Below are 18,404 nucleotides of genomic sequence, written 5' to 3'. Positions count from 1 at the left end.
GAGTTGTGAATCAGACCATGAACGCATCTTTCTACTTCTGGTTCATTTTATTGGCCGCAATGCTGTTCTTCCCTGTCAGTAATCTGATTTGGGTAATCAGTGTCAGGCGGTTACAGCATAAACAAGGGAGCACACTGGACAGCAATGCCCTGCGTGGGCAGAAGATCAGGGCACGGTTTATCAGCCTTGGCCTTGTTCTGTTTTTCTCCTGGATTTTTAACCTGTGGTTGAGCAACACAGGTAATGGGTGATACCCACTATCGCGCCTTGATCAGAGTTGCCGTTGCTTTGACAACGGCCTGGATAGGCTGGACCTATTACGACACTGAAATCAGAGATGCGGGGCCTGACGCACATGAACTGTCTGCTGCGGGGCGTTATCTGGAAGATGGCGCGTTCGACAAGGCACTTGCCGCTTTCGACAAGGCCTATGAACGAAATCCCGACAATACGGGCGCATTACGTGGCAAAGCACAGTCCCTCATGCGCATGGGATTACAACAACTACTTGAAGCGCACCAGCTAGAACAGGCTAACAGCGCGATGAAAGCCGCGACAGTTCGCCAAGCGGCAACGACCAGATTGCAGACTGCACTTGCCTTATATGATGAATCAATAAAGCAAGAGCAGAACAAGGGTATCAACGACGCGAATCGTAGAGCTGTCGGTGTCGCCCATGCCAACCGCGGGATATTGAAAGACCAACTGGCGGACTATCCTGGTGCATTGGCTGATTATCAGATGTCACTAAAGCTGGCTCCGGAAATCCAAGAAGGCCCCGGCTTTCTAACCCGATTCATGCGCAATCAACCGGAGAAGCCGCCTTCAATAGCAGATCGGGCGCGCTACCTGAAAGAGCAGTTAGCAAAACCGGCAGACGAACGGCTGTTACGGTTACCAGAGGAAGATGCAAAACAGCGATCGTATAAACTGGATTAACCGAGAACCACTGAGAGGAATATTTAGAACAGCTTAAGGATATCGACAAACAGGACGCGCGAGAAAAACAACAACGCGATGGCACCAAACAACTGATGCCCCGTATCGTTCTCACCATCCTCATTGCGATGCGTTAATGCATGATAGGCAATCACACCTGTAACAAACAGAAAGATCCAATCAATCACATTAACGCCCATATCGATAGTAAGAAAAAGGTAAACGCCCGCTGATAAAAATAGCATTTTTTCCTGATCAGCAACAACGCAGGAAAATCAAAAACCGAATAACAGTCTAAAAGAGCGCATGGAAAACAAACGGACAACACTGACAACCGAGCAGATACTGGCTGCCACACGCACTTTCAAAGACGTTCCCATCGGAACATTGAAAGAGCTGGTGAACTGTGCAAGCAAGCGAGTGTTGCCCGGAGGTGTTGCACTGTTTCGTCCTGGTGAGCCTTACAAAAAAGAGATCTATATCCTGCTCGATGGTACGGTCGTCATGCATCGCCCAACTGGACGCCAGGATACCGTGCTTCCAGGCGATCTAATCGGATTGGCCAATTACCTGGATAAGAATGATTACACCACAAAAACCATAGCCACCAATCAGTCAGTGATCCTTGCCATACATGAAGATCGCTTCAAGGCCCTTGAAGAAGAACACCCTGAACTGTTCAACGTGTTGAACAGAGTCATTGCCGCCAAGCTCCGTGAACGCAGTCCTGATCGCTCTATTTCTACCGGCGTATTAGCGCACCCAGTCACGCGAGTGATGCACACCCCGGTTATCTCCTGTACACCGGAGACCAGTCTACGCGAAGCATTCGACATAATGAAAGCGCGGAAGATTGGCAGCATCGTGGTAACCGATGACAAGGACTTGCTTCGCGGCGTACTCACTTATGCAGGACTCGCTGAAGCCGTCATGCTACGCAACGCCGACCCAGGTAATCGGGTAATCGATATCGCTTTTGAAACACCTCGCGTGATTGATCCGGAAACGGCCTTATGGGAAGCCGAAGAGATCATGAGACGGCATAGCGTAGAATACCTGATTGTTTTGGATGACCAAATTCCGGTGGGTATTGTCTCGCAAACCGATATTTTGCGTATTCTGATATCCCGCCCCAGCACGCTGACCAATCGCTTCAGAGAAGCCGATACGATAAAAGAGCTGGCCAAGTTGATGCCACAGCTAGTTGATGCAGCCATTGATATTCAGGAGACCAATCACCGCCCCAGCAGTGCAGTGAGATTACTCAGCGAGTATCACCTGATCGCTCAAAGACGGGTGGTGGAATTGACACTGCGCTGGATGGAGACAAAAGATCTTGGCAAAGCACCAGTAGGATTCACGGTACTTATTATGGGTTCGGGGGGACGCCTGGAGATGCTACTCAACCCAGATCAGGACAACGGCATCATCATTGATGACACCCCGATCAGCGAAAAGAAAGAAGTAAAGGAGTGGTTTGATCATTTCTGCAACCGCCTTAATCTGAATCTGGATTTGGTCGGTTATCCACTCTGCCCCGGCGCCATCATGGCGCGTAACCCGCTCTACAACAAAACCCTGTCGAAATGGAAACAACAGATTAGCCATATCGTCAATCAGCCCACAGAAAAGGCGGCGCGCTGGTCCAATGTGGTTTTTGATTTTGATACCCTGTATGGCGATGATGCCCTCACCACAGAACTGCGTCGTCACGCCCTGGCTGAGATAAAAAACAAACCACGGCTATTAAAAATGATGTCAGACCATGATGCCGAGGGAAAACCCGCTATCGGATTCTTCAACCAATTGGTTACTATGAAAGATGAGCAGGGTGAGTATATCGATATCAAACGTAACGGTTTACGTATCATTGCCGATGCCGCACGCATTTTCGCATTGCAAAATGGCATCGCTGCACAGAACACCACCGATAGACTGAATGCGCTCATGCGCGTCGGAAAGCTCTCAACTGACTTCAAGGACTCCGTTCAGGAGGCTTTTGAGGAGTTATTGGATTTGTTGTTGACGCATCAAATCAAGCAGGCAAAGGCAAACAACGAACTGAACAAGCTGATCAATCCGGAACGCCTATCCCCACAGTCGCGCAGTACCTTGCGTATGGCCATGCGGGCTGTGAAACGGTTTCAGGAACAATTACAGGATGATTACGCAACTGATATATTCTAGATGAGAGAGGAGTGGCTCAAGCTGGCACTGACTACAATGAGGGGTGCTGACCCCTGCCCCGCTTGCGAGCGGCGATAAAAACTACAGATAGCAGGGAAATTGCAGGCTGAACAGCAAAAGCTAATATGATATGGCGAGTGAACAGCTCGGAGAGTTACTGGGGAAAATTCATGCAGGTTTCAGGCGTACCCTGAGCAAAGGGGCACTGCTTGCAGATCCAGGCATGCTGGCGCTGCATCAACGCCTGCTCTCTGTGAACCCAAAAAAGCTAGTAAACAAACCGATTGAAGAGACGCGGTTTGTAGTAGTTGACACTGAAACGACAGGCTTACAGGCCTATGCAGGGGATGAGATCTGCTCTATTTCACTGCTCGAAATGCAGGGTTTGGAGTTGACCGGTCGGGAATTCAACACACTGATACACCCGGGCAGAAGTATTCCGGAAGCATCAACCCGAATCCATCATCTCAATGATGATGATGTAAGCGATGCACCTTTAATTGAAGAGGTCATGCAGGAGATTGGGGACTTTATTGGAGAGAGTGTACTGATTGGGCATCACATCGGATTTGATATCCGGTTTCTCAACAAAATCCTGCAGAAGGAGTTGCTTTGCCACCTGAAACATCCATGGTTAGATACCATGCTGCTTTACCTTGTCCATACCGGACGGGTTGGGCACTATACACTGGAGGAGGTAGCCGATTACACTCAGGTTGAGATCGAGGGCCGTCATACTGCCCGAGGTGATGCCATGATCACGGCAGAGGTATTCAAGCGACTGGCTAAAGTGCTGGTGGAATATAACAACCCGGTGAACAAACTCATTCACCGTCAATATGAATTGGGGCATTTTTAGTATCTGTTTTCCGTTGGAGATGACGACACATCCCTAATGTGAGAAAAGAGCTGAGAACATTTTTATTTTAGAGAGAAACCGACCAAGTCATTGGTCACTGTATTTTAAAGAAAAGGAGACATGTTATGTCCGAAGAGAAAGTCTATCCGGTTAGTGCTGATACCGCCGCTCAAGCCCACATTGATGCAGCAAAATACAAAGAAATGTACCAGCGCTCTGTCGAAGACCCGGATGGTTTCTGGGGCGATGCCGCTGAAGAGTTTCTCACCTGGTCCAAGAAATGGGACAAAGTGAGTGAGTGGGACTTTAATGAAGCCAATATCAAGTGGTTTCAGGGTGGCAAACTGAATGTCTCCTACAACTGCCTGGATCGTCATTTGGAAACCCGCGGTGATCAGACAGCTTTGATTTGGGAAAGTGACGATCCCAATGAAGACAAAAAGATCAGCTACCGTGAATTGCACGCAGAAGTGTGCAAATTCGCCAACGTACTGAAATCACGCGGCGTGAAGAAAGGTGATCGGGTCTGTATCTACATGCCGATGATTCTGGAAGCATCCGTCGCGATGCTGGCCTGTACGCGCATTGGCGCCGTACACTCCATCGTCTTTGGCGGCTTCTCACCCGATGCACTCTCCAGCCGTATCCTTGATTCTGATTGCCAAACACTGATCACGGCCGATGAGTCTGTTCGCGGCGGCAAAAACGTCCCACTCAAAGCGAATGCCGATATCGCACTGGATGACTGCCCTAACGTCCACACCTGTATTGTAGTCAAACGCACCGGGGGTAATGTCGCCTGGAAAGAGGGCAGAGACATCTACTATCACGATGCGATGGCAGATGCCTCTGACATATGTGAACCAGAAGAGATGGATGCCGAAGATCCACTGTTCATTCTTTACACCTCCGGTTCAACCGGCCAGCCAAAAGGCGTACTGCATACAACAGGCGGTTACCTGCTGTTTGCGGCGATGACCCACAAATATACCTTTGACTACAAAGACGGGGAAATCTACTGGTGTACGGCCGATGTGGGTTGGGTTACTGGTCACACCTATATCGTTTATGGGCCATTGACCAATGGCGCTACCAGCCTGATGTTTGAGGGCATACCCACCTATCCGGATGCCGGTCGCTTCTGGGCTGTCTGTGAAAAGCACAAAGTCAATATCTTCTATACTGCACCAACCGCCATTCGTGCATTGATGCGCGTGGGAGAAGAACCCGTCAAGAAGCATGACCTCTCATCCCTACGTCTACTCGGCTCAGTGGGCGAGCCCATCAATCCCGAGGCATGGGAATGGTACTACCGCGTAGTTGGCGGATCACGTTGTCCGATCGTCGACACCTGGTGGCAGACCGAAACCGGCGGACACCTCATCACCCCACTGCCTGGTGCAACTGACCTGAAACCTGGCTCTGCCTCCATGCCTTTCTTCGGTGTCGTACCGGAAATCGTTGATGCCGCAACTGGAGAAGTGCTTGAGGGTGAGTGTGAAGGTGCATTGACGTTGGTCCGTCCCTGGCCTGGCATGATGCGCTCCGTCTATGGTGATCATGAACGTTTCAAGTCCACCTATTTTTCACAGTACCCGGGCAGCTATTTCACAGGTGATGGCGCACGGCGTGACAAAGATGGCTACTACTGGATCACCGGCCGTATTGATGACGTATTAAATGTATCCGGACATCGTCTGGGTACCGCTGAAATTGAGTCTGCACTGGTACTGCATGAGAAAGTTGCTGAGGCCGCTGTAGTCGGTTATCCACATGAGATCACCGGTCAAGGCATCTATGCCTATGTCACACCCATGGCAGGTGTAGAACCCACCGATGAGTTAAAGGCTGAACTGGTGAAACTGGTCCGTGATGAAATTGGCCCAATCGCCAAGATCAACCTGATCCAGTGGGCACCTGGACTACCCAAGACCCGCTCGGGCAAAATCATGCGGCGCATTCTTCGCAAAGTTGCCTGTAACGAGATTGACACATTGGGTGATACCTCAACCCTGGCTGATCCAGGCGTGGTCGATGATCTGATTGATAATCGCGCCAATAAGTAAGCGCTAAACACGCTGACAAAAAAGGCAACTCGGGTGACTGAGTTGCCTTTTTTATTGGAACTTATGCCTTGTTTTCGACACTAAACCAGTTAGTAGCACAGAACCTACCTGCGAATGAAACAATTGCAGACACTCGTCTTAGTAATGCCTATACTTTCATAATATAGGGGTCTGGATCGAACCTGACTACACCCCAGAAAAGCGACAACATAGCGCATACATTTTTACTATTCCAGGGGGTACCGACTTGAATGATCGGCAGGGCGAAGTAAAGATTAATGTCTCCACTTATGAGTGGTCAGTACGCATCTTCTCGACGATAAAAAGATTGTTGAGTGTTAACATAAAGATGCATCACGACCGAGGACAGGTCGCTCAAGGTGAGATCTTCCTGTTCAATCACTTTGCCCGTTTCGAAACCTTTATCCCACAATATCTTATCTACCAAGAGTGTGGTGCCTATTGCCGCTCAGTAGCCGCCAGTGAGTTTTTTGAAGGCGATGCCACACTGACTAACTACCTGCTAAGTGTAGGTGCAGTCCCCAACAATCACCCAAGACTGATTGCCTTTCTGGCAGAAGAGATCCTTCGTGGACGCAAAGTGATCATCTTCCCTGAGGGCGGCATGGTGAAAGACCGCCGCTCACAAGATCAGCGGGGGCGCTACAGCATCTATTCACGTACTGCCCTGGAACGCAGGAAGCATCACACAGGGGCTGCCGTACTGTCACTGGCCGTCGACATACTCAAACAATCCATACAGCTCGCATTTGAAACGGATGATCAATGCCAGATTGACCATTGGATGCAACGACTGGAGTTTGATGACCCCAAACTGCTCCAACAAGTGGGGGAACGCCCCTCCACAATTGTCCCGGCCAACATTACATTCTATCCCATGCGGGTCAGCGATAATCTGCTGCACAGTGGCTTCGAATTGATGAACAGAGGCATTAGCCGCCGTCTCTCTGAAGAGTTACTAATTGAGGGGAATATCCTCCTTAAAAATACCGACATGGATATACATCTGGGCGATATCCTTAATAGCCGTGATTACTGGAGTTGGTGGGTCAAACCGATTGTGAAACAGTTGGCCCCAGAGATGAAATCTCTGGATGATTTATTAAGTAAGCAAGAACCCCATCCCAGTATCAAACATCGGTTACTGAACAGTCGCCTACGGCACAATGCATTGCGCCTGCGTAACGACTATATGAAGGCCATCTACAGCGAGGTAACTATCAACCTCAGTCACCTGGCCTCCTTAATCATCTACAACCTGCTTGAAAAGGAACAGACCGCCATCAATAGCGAGCTGTTCCATCGCATACTCTACCTCGCGGTTAAATCGGCCCAGAAGATTTCAAACATCAACCTACACCGCAGTCTTCAGGATGCCGATTGTTACGGTGAGCTGACCGCCGAAAAATGCGCAGGCCTGGATCAATTTTTCATGACAGCAGCGCAACTCGAACTGATTGAGCATGTCGACGATCACTATCTGTTCATGCCCAAACTATGCAAGGACCACGAGTTCGACCAGATTCGACTGGAGAATATGATCGAGGTATACGCCAATGAAGCACGCCCGGTAGCCGGGTTGGTGCAAATGATTGACCATGCCATCAATCATGCCAAGCGCATCACACCAGAACAGATGGCGGCCCATCTCTTTGACGATGAGCTGCAGAGTTTTCACTGGGACAAAGCCCGGTTTTCAAAACCGAGGCATCAGGAGATCAATAACAAGGAGACCGCCACTCAAAGCGGTGAGCCTATACTCATCCTGCCTCAAAACCGTAACCCTCTAGGCATTGTACTGGTACACGGTTTTCTCGCCACACCCGCAGAGGTAAAGTCCTTTGCTGAAAAACTGGGGCATCTTGGATTTGCGGTCATCACGCCTCGACTAAAAGGGCATGGCACCTCACCCTGGGATCTTCGTGAACGGCGCTGGAAAGAATGGCTCGCCTCCGTTCAGCGTGCGTACCGAATAATGCAGTGCTATTGCGAAGATATCTGTCTGGTTGGATTCTCTACTGGTGGGGCATTATCATTGTTGCAAGCAGCCGAGCAACCGGATGGGCTTGCCGGTGTTGTGGCCGTATCCACACCGGTAAAGTTCCGCAATAAAAATATGATTTTCGTGCCCCTGGTACATCACGCCAATAAACTCATGAGCTGGTTACCGTCCTATGAAGGGATCATGCCGTTTCGACCCAATGACACTGAGCATCCTGATATCAACTACAGTACGATGCCGCTCCATTCACTGTTTGAATTACGCTTGATGGTCACCCAATTAACCAAACGGTTACCCGACATTCACTGCCCTGCCCTGTTGATGCAGGCCGACGGAGATCCGGCTGTGGTGCCTGACAGCGTCAATCGTGTCTATAACAAGATCAGTAGTACGGAAAAGAGCATTGAAATGATCCAATCCAATCGACACGGCATCCTGAATGAGAATATCGGTAACACCCAAGGGATCATCATTCAGTACCTGAAAGGGCTTAATTCACGCTATATTCAACCAGAACCAGCACCGAATCTCACTGAGCCACTCACACAGGAACTGGCAGTTTGATGTAAAATAACCGCCTAACAGCGCTTCCAGTCGAAATCGAGGTATTAGAATCTGAACATGCTAAAGGTAGGCGTTTTTGTTGATGCCGAGAACATTAAATTTAACGGTGGGTATCAGCTACGCTATGACATACTCAGACGCTTTGCTGCGCGGGATGGCGGAACCTTGTTGCGTTTGAATACCTATCTGGCGTTCGATCAGGAGCGCGCCAAGAATGATTCTGAATACGCAAAAAAATCGTACATCTATCAACAGATGGTGCGTGATTTCGGCTGGAAAATCATCGTCAAACAGGTCAAGCGTTATGTTGATGATGAAGGGACTGTTACTACCAAGGCCAATGCCGATCTTGATCTGGCAGTAGATGCCATGTTGCAGGTAGAAAATCTGGACTTGATACTGCTGGTGACAGGGGATGGTGATTTTCTTCAAGTGGTTACGGCACTACAGAACAGGGGGTGTAGGGTCGAATTACTGGGTTTTAATAACGTATCCAAACAGTTGCAGCGACAGGCCGACGCCTTCTATCGCGGCTACCTGATACCTGATCTATTGCCGTTTTCTTACGAACCCAGAAATGAATGGGGAAAGCCAGGCTCATGTGTTCGCGGTGTCTGTACCAAATGGTTCCAGGATAAGGGTTATGGGTTTCTCCGCTTCATCCGGGAGATCTCACCTAATCTATGGATTACTGATCCACGAGAGAACGATTCACCCTATGAAAGCGTGTTCTGCCATATCAATGAACTGGCAGATGACGTAACGCCTGAATTACTGCTGAACCGCGAGACCGTCGTCGAGTTCTATCTCAAGGAGAGTGATGTTGATGACGGGCTGATCGCCACCAATGTGCGGTTGGTCTACGATCCTTCTTGACAGGATACCGGCTTACTCATGCAAGGTAGTGCGGTAACGACGCTCTGTTCCTGGAAGTCTCTCAATGACGCCAGAGCGCAAACGGAACTCACCCCGACGCTGATCTTCAAAATAGTATTTCAGCGTCTCAGCGACCACCTGAAAGGCCAGGTCATCCCAGGGTATCTCCTCTTCTGAAAACAACTTTACCTCCAGACTCTCCACACCTGGGCCATAATCAAGATCCTGCAGCGGGCCCCTGAATAACATATAGATCTGATCGATGTGAGGCAGGCTGAACAGGGTATAAAGGGGTCCCACTAAGACACGGGCATTGGCCTCCTCTACAGTCTCGCGCAACGCACCTTCCTGAGTGGATTCACCATTCTCAAGAAAGCCCGCAGGCAGGGTCCAATAGCCTCTGCGTGGCTCGATAGCCCGACGGCAGAGCAACACCTTACCTTCCCACTCGGGGATACATCCGGTTACAACATTAGGATTCTGATAATGAATAACCCCGCAATCAATACAGATATGCCTTGGCCGGTTATCGCCTTCAGGCACTTTGGTTTCCACACGACTGCCACATTGGCTGCAAAAATTCATACACTTGACCACGATCATTAAGACGTCACATACAAATACGATACTCACACCACTCACTGCCCAATAGCTTAATCCGACAAACCGGTGCCATGAAGCAGAAAACAGGTGTAATCTTATATTCTAACGTAATTTCACGGTTCAATCGGATTTGCCATAATAATCACTATGAAAATAATCATCATCCGACACGCCATAGCTCAAGATCGCGCAGTATTTGCCAAGATCAGCAAAGACGATACACTCCGTCCATTGACGGAGAGGGGTATCAAAAGAGTTCAGCAATCTCGTCAGGGGCTCAAGAAACTGGAACCTAAGGCGGAATATATCCTCAGCAGCACGCTGGTACGGGCCATACAGACAGCCGATCAGATTGCCGAATGCTATCCCGATGCCACACGTCAGTCGATTCCACAACTGAACCCTGGCTCAGATCCGGCAAAACTGACCAGCCTCCTTTCTGATCTCCCCCCGGAGAGCACTGTCCTCCTGGTCGGCCATGAGCCGGATTTGTCAGAGTTGATCTCATGGTACACCAATGGCTCTCATTTCAGCTTCCTGCAACTCAAACGCGGAGCCGCTTGTCTGCTACAGTTTAAAGGCAGCCCCAAAGCCGCCTCTGCTGAGCTGATCTGGCTGCTCCCCCCAAGACAGTTACGCAGCTTAGGCGGTTAGATGGCCATGCTGATCAAGAAAGCAAACCACATCTGTGTAGAAAAACACCCATCTACCGTTTACAGCACTATCCGCAACAGCATAAACAGCACAGTTTCAATCAGACAAGCCCAGTGGTAGCATGCCGGTCCCGTTTGTCATAAAAATGTTCTGACATGCTGCGATATAGCGCCAACATCCCCACACTTTCAGATACTGTTGCGGCGGTTGATCTGGGTTCCAACAGTTTCCACATGATTGTAGCCAAGGTAGACAACGGCAATTTTCAGGTAGTCGACCGGCTACGCGAGATGGTTCGACTGGGCGGTGGATTACTCGAAAACAAGGATCTATCACCCGAGACTGAGGCGCGCGCACTCGATTGTCTCAAACGCTTCGGTCAACGACTTAAATCACTCCCACACGGCAGTGTCCGCGCTGTAGGTACCAGTGCTCTGCGGCAGGTACGCAACTCCACGCGCTTTCTGGCCGAAGCAGAGGCGGTGCTCGGCCATCCGATCGAGATCATCGCCGGTCGTGAAGAGGCCCGCCTGGTCTATCTGGGTGTAGCCCATGGATTGGCCGCCGGCAATGAACGCCGCCTGGTCATCGATATCGGCGGTGGCAGTACCGAACTGATTGTAGGTGACGGATTCCAGCCCCGACGTACTGAAAGCATCCACATGGGTTGTGTCAACATGACACGCTGGCACTTTAACGAAGGTGCGATAACGGCAGAAGCCATGCGGTCGGCTGAACTTTCCGGGGCGCTGGAGATGTTACCAGTCAAGAATGAATACCGTAGCGCAGGATGGGAGGTGGCGGTCGGTGCTTCCGGCACTATCCGGGCGATTAACAAAGTGGTTCAAGCGGCGGGCTGGACCGATGGACAAGAAGGCATCAGTTTCTCAGCCCTGGAAAAACTGCGCGATATACTGATCGAGATCGGACATATTGAAAAGCTGCAACTGGAAGGATTGAGCGATGAGCGCAAGGCCGTATTCCCAGGTGGTGTAGCGGTATTACGCTCGGTATTCAAGGCACTCCGGATAGAGCAACTACGCGTCTCTGACAAGGCGCTACGGGAAGGGTTGCTCTATGAAATGCTCGGCCGTACCCAGTACGAAGATGTCAGGGAGAGCACCGTCCGTACCCTGTGTCGTCGCTATGACGTTGACATGGAGCATGCCAGACGCATAGAGAAGACAGCACGCTCACTGTTTGCTGAGGTCGCTGAGGCTTGGCAATTGAATGAAGGGGAATACATCGACATGCTCTGCTGGGCCACCCGCCTGCATGAAATTGGCCTGACAGTCTCCCATAGCCAATTCCATAAACACGGTGCCTACCTGATCGCCAATTCCGATATGCAGGGTTTTTCTCGCCAGGAACAGCGCGTACTCTCAGCCCTCATTCGCGGCCATAGACGAAAATTCCCATTCGATGTGTTTAGTGAGTTGCCCCAGGATATTGCACTACCAACGCTCAGACTTTGCATTCTACTAAGACTCTCCGTGCTACTGCATCGGTCACGCTCCGAAACCACCTCGGTCGAGTTGAAAATCAAGGTTTCTGACAATCAGATTAAACTCAAATTTCCTGATGAATGGCTCACTACGCATACACTCCCATGTGCTGAACTTGAGCAAGAGGCAAAGCAACTGAGTAACCGGGGCTTTGAGCTGCGGTTCAGCTGATTATTCAGGGTATTGATGAATCACCTTATCAACCTATAATCCTTAAAAATAGGGTATTACTGCTAAAGAGATCGCACACTGAGCCGAAATCCTCACTGTGTCACCCGCCGGTGCCCGCTACAATAATCAATAACGGACGGGATCAAAGCTATAATGGAAATTACTCTACTGATATTACTGCCGCTGCTTATATGGGCAGTCATTCTCTACAACAAACTGGTCAGAGATAAAAACCATGTGCTGGCGGCATGGAGTGATATCGACGTCCAATTAAAACGGCGGCACGATCTGATACCCAAACTGGTACAAGCTGTTCAGGTGTATGCCGACTATGAGCAGCATACCCTCAGCCATATCACCCATCTGCGCCAGACCGCTGCGGCCACATCCGAAACCCTGGAACGTGCACGCATGGAGTCTGAGCTCAGTACCCAGGTAAGATCCCTGTTGCTAATCGCAGAGGATTATCCTGACCTCAAGGCCGGCGAGCAATTTCTTGATCTGCTTGCACAACTCAGTGACGTCGAAAACCATATTCAGTATGCACGCCGTTACTACAATGGGGCCGTACGCAACCTCAACGTACGCATTGACTCTTTTCCAGACCTGATCCTCGCCCGCGCCTTTAAATTCAAACCCGCCCGCTTCTTTGAACTGGAGAGCGTGGTAGAGGCCGATCCACCGGAGATCCACTAATGCCCGTGTTCTTCAAACAATGGATTGTCATTACGCTGCTTTTCTTTTGCCAGAACAGCCTCGCCAGTGAGGCGATTCTGGACTACTTCAGCGACATACAGATCCGGCAAGATGGCGGCATGGTGGTGGAAGAGACCATTGAGGTGCGGGCAGAGGGTGATATTATCCGCCGCGGCATATTCAGAGATTTCCCGACCGACTACAAAGACAGACTGGGAACCCGATACCGGGTCGATTTCAAACTGCTGGAAGTACGCAGAGATGGCCAATCTGAACCTTATCACACTGAAAAACAGCCTAACGGTATCCGCATCTATATCGGCAACAAGAATGTCCTACTAAAACCGGGTAACTACCGCTATACCCTGCGTTACACAACACGGCGTCAACTCGGTTTTTTTGAACAACATGACGAACTTTACTGGAATGTCACCGGCAACGGTTGGGCCTTCCCCATTCATAAGGCCGCCGCACGGGTTCAGCTACCTCATACGGTTTCTGCTGATGTGATTCAGGTGGAGGGTTATACCGGGGCATTCGGTGCTAAGGGGCAAGACTACAGAGCAGAAGTAACCGGGGATGGCGATGCCTTGATCGCGACAACGCACACGCTGCCAACCGCTCATGGACTGACCCTTGTCGTCTCCTGGCCGAAAGGGCATGTGCTGGAGCCTGACAAAGAACAGAAACTGGCCTGGTTCCTGGCGGATAACCAGGGCCTGCTCATCTCGGGCGGTGGACTGCTCCTGTTGCTGGCCTATTACCTGGTCGCTTGGGTTCGCGTGGGACGCGACCCACAAAGCCAGGCCATTATTCCACTCTATGAGCCAGCTAAAGGCTACTCACCCGCCTCCATGCGCTTTGTGCGCAAGATGGGTTATGACGATCAGACCTTTGGCGCCGCCATCATCAATATGGCAGTAAAGGGTTATCTCACCATCAAGGAGAGTCAATACGGCACCTTCAGCCTGACTAAAACCGGCGAGACACCACAACTGGCACCGGGTGAAGCCGCCATAGCCAGTGCACTGTTTAGCGGACGCAGCGGCTCAATCGATCTGAAACAGAAGAATCATGTATGCCTGGGCAAGGCCCTTAAAGCACATAAAAACGCCCTGAAAAGGGATTATGAGAAGATCTATTTCCTCACCAATAGCGGCTATATCGTCCCTGGCGTTCTAATCACGCTGGCCTTATTGGCAAGTGGCCTCCTTACCTCTGAATCTGAAGAGGCTTTAGCAATCGGCGGCTTTATGATGGTCTGGCTCACCTTCTGGACTTTCGCGGTCTACAAGCTGGCGCTGGGTGTGTTCCAAGCCTGGCGTAGTGCGCATCAATCAAGGGCATTGGGTTATGCCAAGGCGATCTTTAGCACACTCTTCGCGCTACCCTTTTTTGCCGGCGAACTGTTTGGTATTGGCATGCTTACCTTTGCCATCTCGCTTCCTTTTACCTTGGTTTTATTGGTTGCAGTAGCGATCAACTTCCTCTTCTATGAGTGGCTTAAGGCACCGACACTGGCCGGGCAGAAACTGTTACAGCAGGTGGAAGGGTTCCGTCTCTATCTGGGCGTTGCCGAGCAAGAAGAACTCAATTTTAAACACCCGCTTAAAAAGACTGCGGAACTGTTTGAGGCCTATCTCCCCTATGCCATTGCGCTGGATGTTGAACAACAGTGGGCAGAGCGGTTCAGTGGTGTACTGGCTGCCGCCGGTAAAGAAAGTGGAACCTACCACCCTGGCTGGTACAGCGGTCGCAGTTGGAACAACCACAACCTGACCGGCTTCACCACCGCGATGGGCAGCGCCATGGGTTCTGCCATATCAGCCTCATCCAGCGCGCCGGGTTCATCCTCCGGCAGCAGTGGATCATCTGGCGGAGGGGGCTCCTCTGGCGGTGGAGGCGGTGGCGGTGGCGGTGGCGGCTGGTAAAGCGCTATTTTGATGATAGAGTAGCCTCATCAAGAATAAACGCCGTCAGGAGTATAGGAATGGATGAGATGATCTACATCGGATGCAGCGAGAGCGATGTTGGCCTGCTGCCGCGCATGGCCAATCGACACGGCCTGATTGCTGGCGCAACGGGCACAGGAAAAACCGTCACCCTACAGGGGCTGGCTGAATCCTTCAGTCGACTCGGTGTCCCGGTGTTTCTGGCCGATGTTAAAGGCGATCTCTCCGGACTTTCCCAGCCCGGAAAACCCCATCCAAAGGTCAAGGAACGGTTGGATCAAATGCCGCTGGACGATTTCAATTTCCAGGGTTTTCCGGTCACCTTCTGGGATATCTTTGGCAAACAGGGTCATCCGGTTCGGACCACCATCTCAGACATGGGCCCTCTCTTGCTGGCACGCCTACTCAATCTGAACGATACCCAGCAAGGGGTTCTGGCGCTGGTGTTCCGGGTTGCCGACGAGAATGGCTGGCTGCTGCTGGATCTCAAGGATCTACGCTCAATCCTGCAGTTTGTCGCTGAAAATGCCGCCGATTTCCGTACCCTCTATGGCAATGTATCCGCCGCCAGCGTAGGGGCCATCCAGCGGAGACTCATTACCCTGGAAGACCAAGGTGGTAAGAAGCTGTTTGGTGAACCGGCCCTCAATCTTCAGGATCTGATCCAGAACGATGACAACGGTCTGGGCGTCATCAATATCCTGGCAGCCGATCAGCTGATGAATTCGCCGCAACTCTACAGCACCTTCCTGTTCTGGCTCCTCTCCGAGCTGTTTGAACAGCTCCCTGAAGTAGGTGACCAGGATAAACCCAAACTGGTGCTGTTTTTCGATGAAGCACATTTGATGTTTGATGATGCGCCAGAGGCACTGCTGGATAAGATCGAACAAGTAGTGCGGCTGATTCGCTCCAAAGGGGTTGGTGTCTACTTCGTCACGCAGAATCCACTGGATATCCCAGACAGCGTTCTGGGCCAATTAGGCAATCGTGTTCAGCACGCCTTGCGTGCCTATACAGCCAAGGATCAGAAAGCCCTTCGTGCGGCCGCTCAAACATTCCGGGACAATCCAAAACTGGATACCGAACAGGTAATCAGCGAACTGGGTCTGGGCGAAGCGCTGGTCTCCACCCTGGATCAAAAAGGACGCCCCCAGGTTGTCCAGCGCACACTGATTCGCCCGCCCGAAAGTCAGATCGGTCCAATCAAACCCGCCCTGCGTAAAACCATTATATCCACATCACTGGTGGCTGGCGTCTATGACACCGCCGTCGATCGCAAGTCCGCCCATGAGATTCTCACTGAACGCGCCACCCAGCAGGCCGAGGCGCAACAAGCAGAAGAAGTCGAAAAGGCACGTGAGAAGGAACTCGCCAAAGAGAAGAAGAGCAGTGGAAGTAACCGCCAAGGGGTGATGGAGTCGTTCTTCAAAAGTGCGGCAAGGGCAGTCGGCAGCACGATTGGACGACAGATCATACGTGGTGTGCTGGGCTCCATCATGGGTAAGCGTTAGACCTTTGCGCGAGCGGCTGCTCTCAACGATAGATCAGCAGCTCGCGAGTATGGCGTGGTCGATCACTATCATCAATGGCATCGACTGATTCCAGTTGGGCAATGTACGCAGTGGGTAAGTGATGTTCTCGGGCACCCTGGAGAACATGTGCCTTGTACCAGCTGAAAGGCAAGACAGTAGGATCTATGTGTGTGGCGCGATACGTGAAAGCCTGCTGTTGTTCCCCGCTTGGCAATACGAGCGTTACTGTGGCGACCTCATAGCCAGCACCCACACCTTCGAACTGATCCAGTAAAGGCTGCTCCTGTTGGTCAATGGCATACAACACACCAATTACATGGTGATGCGCTTCACCCGTGTAGAAGGCATCACACTTACCAGAACCATCTCGACCCAGTTTATGCCAACAGAGTTGATGCCCAGTCAAGGTTGAAACAGTCTGTGGCCGTGCAGAGAGAATACGTTCGCCGAGTCTCCGGGTCGACATGTTCGAGCCATAGGCAAAATAGTACAGTGGGGTCACCGCTCAGCCAGCGCCAGTTTTGCACCCAATGCAGCAAAGGCCACAGCAAAACTACGCTGTAGACGACTGATTACACGGGGTGAATGAATCACATAGTCCCGCACCGTACCGGCAAACAGACCATATCCGATGAACACTACTAAGGTGATCAGCATGAATATCCCACTCAACAGGCTTAAATCCATGATCGGTGTATGCGAACCCAAGGGTACAAACTGGGGAAGGAATGCGATAAAAAACATGGAGAGTTTCGGGTTGAGTATATTAATCAGGAAACCTTTGACAGCAATATTCAACATGCCACGCTTGCAACGTTTCTCATCAATCGTCAGATTGCCGGTATCCCGCCACATCGACCAGGCGACATAGAGCAGATAGAGCGCTCCAAGATATTTGAGTATCTGGAACGCCACTGCACTCAAATGCAAAATAGCAGAAAGCCCAAGGATACTCACCAGCAGATGGGGTAGCGCGCCGAAGGTACAGCCTACTGCCGCCGCCAGACTGGCACGATGCCCAACAAAGAGTCCCGTTGAAACAGTATAGATCACACCGGTTCCTGGCAGCATCACAATAATCAGTGATGTGATAAGAAATTCTGTGGTGAACATAAGGTTTAACCCTGCAGTTAAAGAAGATTCAGGCCATTATAAATAATAGGTGATTTTACTAAGACCGCATCACCTAGCAAAAAAATCATTCTAACGAGTCACTCTCATAATCAATCTCAACATGTGAAAACCATAAGTCACGCCAACGTTGAGTCTTCTCATCATCCGTTAGCACCTTTGGAGAAGCGACCACATCTAATCCAAAGTGAACTTCCCTGCTTACAGACCTACTGTTAACCGCAGCATAAAGCTGATTATTTGATTCATAGCAACCACCAACTAGAACGCCACACTGTTTGCATACAAGAAAGGTAGCTATTCCACTTCCTTGATGATATTCACTCAGATTCGTTTGATCCTTGACGCGAACTTTCAGTTGTCCGTTGGCATCAGAAAAGTATGCAGCGCCATGTTTGACGCAAAAATCACAATCACAGGCGCGTGGATTAATTGATCGCGTGTCTAAGGCGGAGACGATAGTAAAGGTAATATTACCGCAATCACAACCACCGACCAGTTCTTTCATATCCAACTCCATCATTAATTGTAGTAGTTCAGACTTGATCTGACACTTCGCTTGAAAAAGAGAGGGTTACCAGTTTTGATGGAAGTGCGAACTTTCAATCGAAACACAAAGAGGTAACCCTCATGATCAATAGTAACG

Annotated in this window: 17 protein-coding genes; 12 read left to right on the top strand and 5 right to left on the bottom strand. The window is 50.6% G+C overall.

Features of this window, described 5'->3' with window-relative positions; translation table 11 throughout:
- Nucleotides 1–17 precede the first annotated feature (17 nt).
- Both FHP88_RS17445 and FHP88_RS17440 read left to right on the top strand, forming a co-directional pair.
- Nucleotides 18–251 carry a hypothetical protein gene (locus FHP88_RS17445; protein WP_144360385.1) on the top strand — a complete coding sequence of 78 codons (234 nt, stop codon included), beginning with the start codon at nt 18–20 and terminating at the stop codon, nt 249–251.
- Complete coding sequence (locus FHP88_RS17440; protein WP_144360384.1) at nt 244–939, top strand: tetratricopeptide repeat protein; 696 nt, start codon at nt 244–246, stop codon at nt 937–939. Before FHP88_RS17445 ends, FHP88_RS17440 begins: the two co-directional genes overlap by 8 nt.
- 23 nt (nt 940–962) lie before the next feature.
- On the opposite strand, the gene FHP88_RS17435 is transcribed toward FHP88_RS17440, so the two are convergent.
- Nucleotides 963–1,184, bottom strand: a complete 222-nt coding sequence (locus tag FHP88_RS17435) for a hypothetical protein (RefSeq protein ID WP_144360383.1) — start codon at nt 1,182–1,184, stop codon at nt 963–965.
- A gap of 61 nt (nt 1,185–1,245) precedes the next feature.
- Between FHP88_RS17435 and FHP88_RS17430 the strand changes: the two genes are divergently transcribed.
- The 5 genes from FHP88_RS17430 to FHP88_RS17410 all read left to right on the top strand — a co-directional run bounded on the left by FHP88_RS17430 (nt 1,246) and on the right by FHP88_RS17410 (nt 9,514).
- Complete coding sequence (locus FHP88_RS17430) at nt 1,246–3,126, top strand: putative nucleotidyltransferase substrate binding domain-containing protein (RefSeq protein WP_144360382.1); 1,881 nt, start codon at nt 1,246–1,248, stop codon at nt 3,124–3,126.
- Between the two features lie 130 nt (nt 3,127–3,256).
- Nucleotides 3,257–3,985 carry a PolC-type DNA polymerase III gene (locus FHP88_RS17425; protein WP_144360381.1) on the top strand — a complete coding sequence of 243 codons (729 nt, stop codon included), beginning with the start codon at nt 3,257–3,259 and terminating at the stop codon, nt 3,983–3,985.
- Nucleotides 3,986–4,110: 125 nt separating this feature from the next.
- Nucleotides 4,111–6,051, top strand: coding sequence for an acetate--CoA ligase (acs, locus tag FHP88_RS17420; RefSeq protein ID WP_144360380.1), 1,941 nt, complete (start codon nt 4,111–4,113; stop codon nt 6,049–6,051).
- Between the two features lie 247 nt (nt 6,052–6,298).
- A complete protein-coding gene (locus FHP88_RS17415; RefSeq protein WP_144360379.1) occupies nt 6,299–8,638 on the top strand; it encodes an alpha/beta hydrolase in 2,340 nt (779 codons plus the stop codon).
- Between the two features lie 57 nt (nt 8,639–8,695).
- Nucleotides 8,696–9,514 carry an NYN domain-containing protein gene (locus FHP88_RS17410; protein ID WP_144360378.1) on the top strand — a complete coding sequence of 273 codons (819 nt, stop codon included), beginning with the start codon at nt 8,696–8,698 and terminating at the stop codon, nt 9,512–9,514.
- A gap of 12 nt (nt 9,515–9,526) precedes the next feature.
- On the opposite strand, the gene FHP88_RS17405 is transcribed toward FHP88_RS17410, so the two are convergent.
- Nucleotides 9,527–10,099 (bottom strand): NUDIX hydrolase, encoded by a 573-nt coding sequence (locus FHP88_RS17405; protein ID WP_144360377.1) that lies wholly within the window; start codon nt 10,097–10,099, stop codon nt 9,527–9,529.
- Between the two features lie 165 nt (nt 10,100–10,264).
- On the opposite strand from FHP88_RS17405, the gene FHP88_RS17400 reads away from it, so the two are divergent.
- The 5 genes from FHP88_RS17400 to FHP88_RS17380 all read left to right on the top strand — a co-directional run bounded on the left by FHP88_RS17400 (nt 10,265) and on the right by FHP88_RS17380 (nt 16,606).
- Nucleotides 10,265–10,771 carry a SixA phosphatase family protein gene (locus FHP88_RS17400; RefSeq protein WP_144360376.1) on the top strand — a complete coding sequence of 169 codons (507 nt, stop codon included), beginning with the start codon at nt 10,265–10,267 and terminating at the stop codon, nt 10,769–10,771.
- Between the two features lie 155 nt (nt 10,772–10,926).
- The gene (gene ppx, locus FHP88_RS17395; RefSeq protein WP_144360375.1) at nt 10,927–12,447 is read left to right on the top strand and encodes an exopolyphosphatase; all 1,521 of its coding nucleotides are present in this window, start codon (nt 10,927–10,929) and stop codon (nt 12,445–12,447) included.
- Between the two features lie 153 nt (nt 12,448–12,600).
- Nucleotides 12,601–13,143, top strand: a complete 543-nt coding sequence (locus FHP88_RS17390) for a LemA family protein (protein WP_144360374.1) — start codon at nt 12,601–12,603, stop codon at nt 13,141–13,143.
- Nucleotides 13,143–15,074 carry a DUF2207 domain-containing protein gene (locus tag FHP88_RS19245; protein WP_186297777.1) on the top strand — a complete coding sequence of 644 codons (1,932 nt, stop codon included), beginning with the start codon at nt 13,143–13,145 and terminating at the stop codon, nt 15,072–15,074. The genes FHP88_RS17390 and FHP88_RS19245 overlap by 1 nt, the downstream gene beginning before the upstream one ends.
- A 59-nt stretch (nt 15,075–15,133) precedes the next feature.
- Nucleotides 15,134–16,606 (top strand): helicase HerA-like domain-containing protein, encoded by a 1,473-nt coding sequence (locus tag FHP88_RS17380; RefSeq protein ID WP_144360373.1) that lies wholly within the window; start codon nt 15,134–15,136, stop codon nt 16,604–16,606.
- Nucleotides 16,607–16,628: 22 nt separating this feature from the next.
- Here FHP88_RS17380 and FHP88_RS17375 read toward each other — a convergent pair whose 3' ends face one another.
- The 3 genes from FHP88_RS17375 to FHP88_RS17365 all read right to left on the bottom strand — a co-directional run bounded on the left by FHP88_RS17375 (nt 16,629) and on the right by FHP88_RS17365 (nt 18,266).
- Nucleotides 16,629–17,129 carry a gamma-glutamylcyclotransferase family protein gene (locus FHP88_RS17375; RefSeq protein WP_260843355.1) on the bottom strand — a complete coding sequence of 167 codons (501 nt, stop codon included), beginning with the start codon at nt 17,127–17,129 and terminating at the stop codon, nt 16,629–16,631.
- Nucleotides 17,126–17,740 (bottom strand): LysE family translocator, encoded by a 615-nt coding sequence (locus FHP88_RS17370; protein ID WP_144360371.1) that lies wholly within the window; start codon nt 17,738–17,740, stop codon nt 17,126–17,128. The genes FHP88_RS17375 and FHP88_RS17370 overlap by 4 nt, the downstream gene beginning before the upstream one ends.
- 85 nt (nt 17,741–17,825) lie before the next feature.
- Complete coding sequence (locus FHP88_RS17365; RefSeq protein WP_144360370.1) at nt 17,826–18,266, bottom strand: GFA family protein; 441 nt, start codon at nt 18,264–18,266, stop codon at nt 17,826–17,828.
- Nucleotides 18,267–18,404 lie beyond the last annotated feature (138 nt).

Origin of the sequence: Sedimenticola selenatireducens (assembly GCF_007625115.1) — a bacterium.
GTDB lineage: Bacteria > Pseudomonadota > Gammaproteobacteria > Chromatiales > Chromatiaceae > Sedimenticola > Sedimenticola selenatireducens_A.
This window is presented reverse-complemented; position numbering and strand designations above follow the sequence as displayed.

Coding starts and splice junctions, on each gene's coding strand:
- FHP88_RS17445 (WP_144360385.1), top strand. CDS start 18: ATGAACGCATCTTTCTACTTCTGGTTCATTTTATTGGCCGCAATGCTG.
- FHP88_RS17440 (WP_144360384.1), top strand. CDS start 244: ATGGGTGATACCCACTATCGCGCCTTGATCAGAGTTGCCGTTGCTTTG.
- FHP88_RS17435 (WP_144360383.1), bottom strand. CDS start 1,184: ATGCTATTTTTATCAGCGGGCGTTTACCTTTTTCTTACTATCGATATG.
- FHP88_RS17430 (WP_144360382.1), top strand. CDS start 1,246: ATGGAAAACAAACGGACAACACTGACAACCGAGCAGATACTGGCTGCC.
- FHP88_RS17425 (WP_144360381.1), top strand. CDS start 3,257: ATGGCGAGTGAACAGCTCGGAGAGTTACTGGGGAAAATTCATGCAGGT.
- acs (WP_144360380.1), top strand. CDS start 4,111: ATGTCCGAAGAGAAAGTCTATCCGGTTAGTGCTGATACCGCCGCTCAA.
- FHP88_RS17410 (WP_144360378.1), top strand. CDS start 8,696: ATGCTAAAGGTAGGCGTTTTTGTTGATGCCGAGAACATTAAATTTAAC.
- FHP88_RS17405 (WP_144360377.1), bottom strand. CDS start 10,099: ATGAATTTTTGCAGCCAATGTGGCAGTCGTGTGGAAACCAAAGTGCCT.
- FHP88_RS17400 (WP_144360376.1), top strand. CDS start 10,265: ATGAAAATAATCATCATCCGACACGCCATAGCTCAAGATCGCGCAGTA.
- ppx (WP_144360375.1), top strand. CDS start 10,927: ATGCTGCGATATAGCGCCAACATCCCCACACTTTCAGATACTGTTGCG.
- FHP88_RS17390 (WP_144360374.1), top strand. CDS start 12,601: ATGGAAATTACTCTACTGATATTACTGCCGCTGCTTATATGGGCAGTC.
- FHP88_RS19245 (WP_186297777.1), top strand. CDS start 13,143: ATGCCCGTGTTCTTCAAACAATGGATTGTCATTACGCTGCTTTTCTTT.
- FHP88_RS17380 (WP_144360373.1), top strand. CDS start 15,134: ATGGATGAGATGATCTACATCGGATGCAGCGAGAGCGATGTTGGCCTG.
- FHP88_RS17370 (WP_144360371.1), bottom strand. CDS start 17,740: ATGTTCACCACAGAATTTCTTATCACATCACTGATTATTGTGATGCTG.
- FHP88_RS17365 (WP_144360370.1), bottom strand. CDS start 18,266: ATGAAAGAACTGGTCGGTGGTTGTGATTGCGGTAATATTACCTTTACT.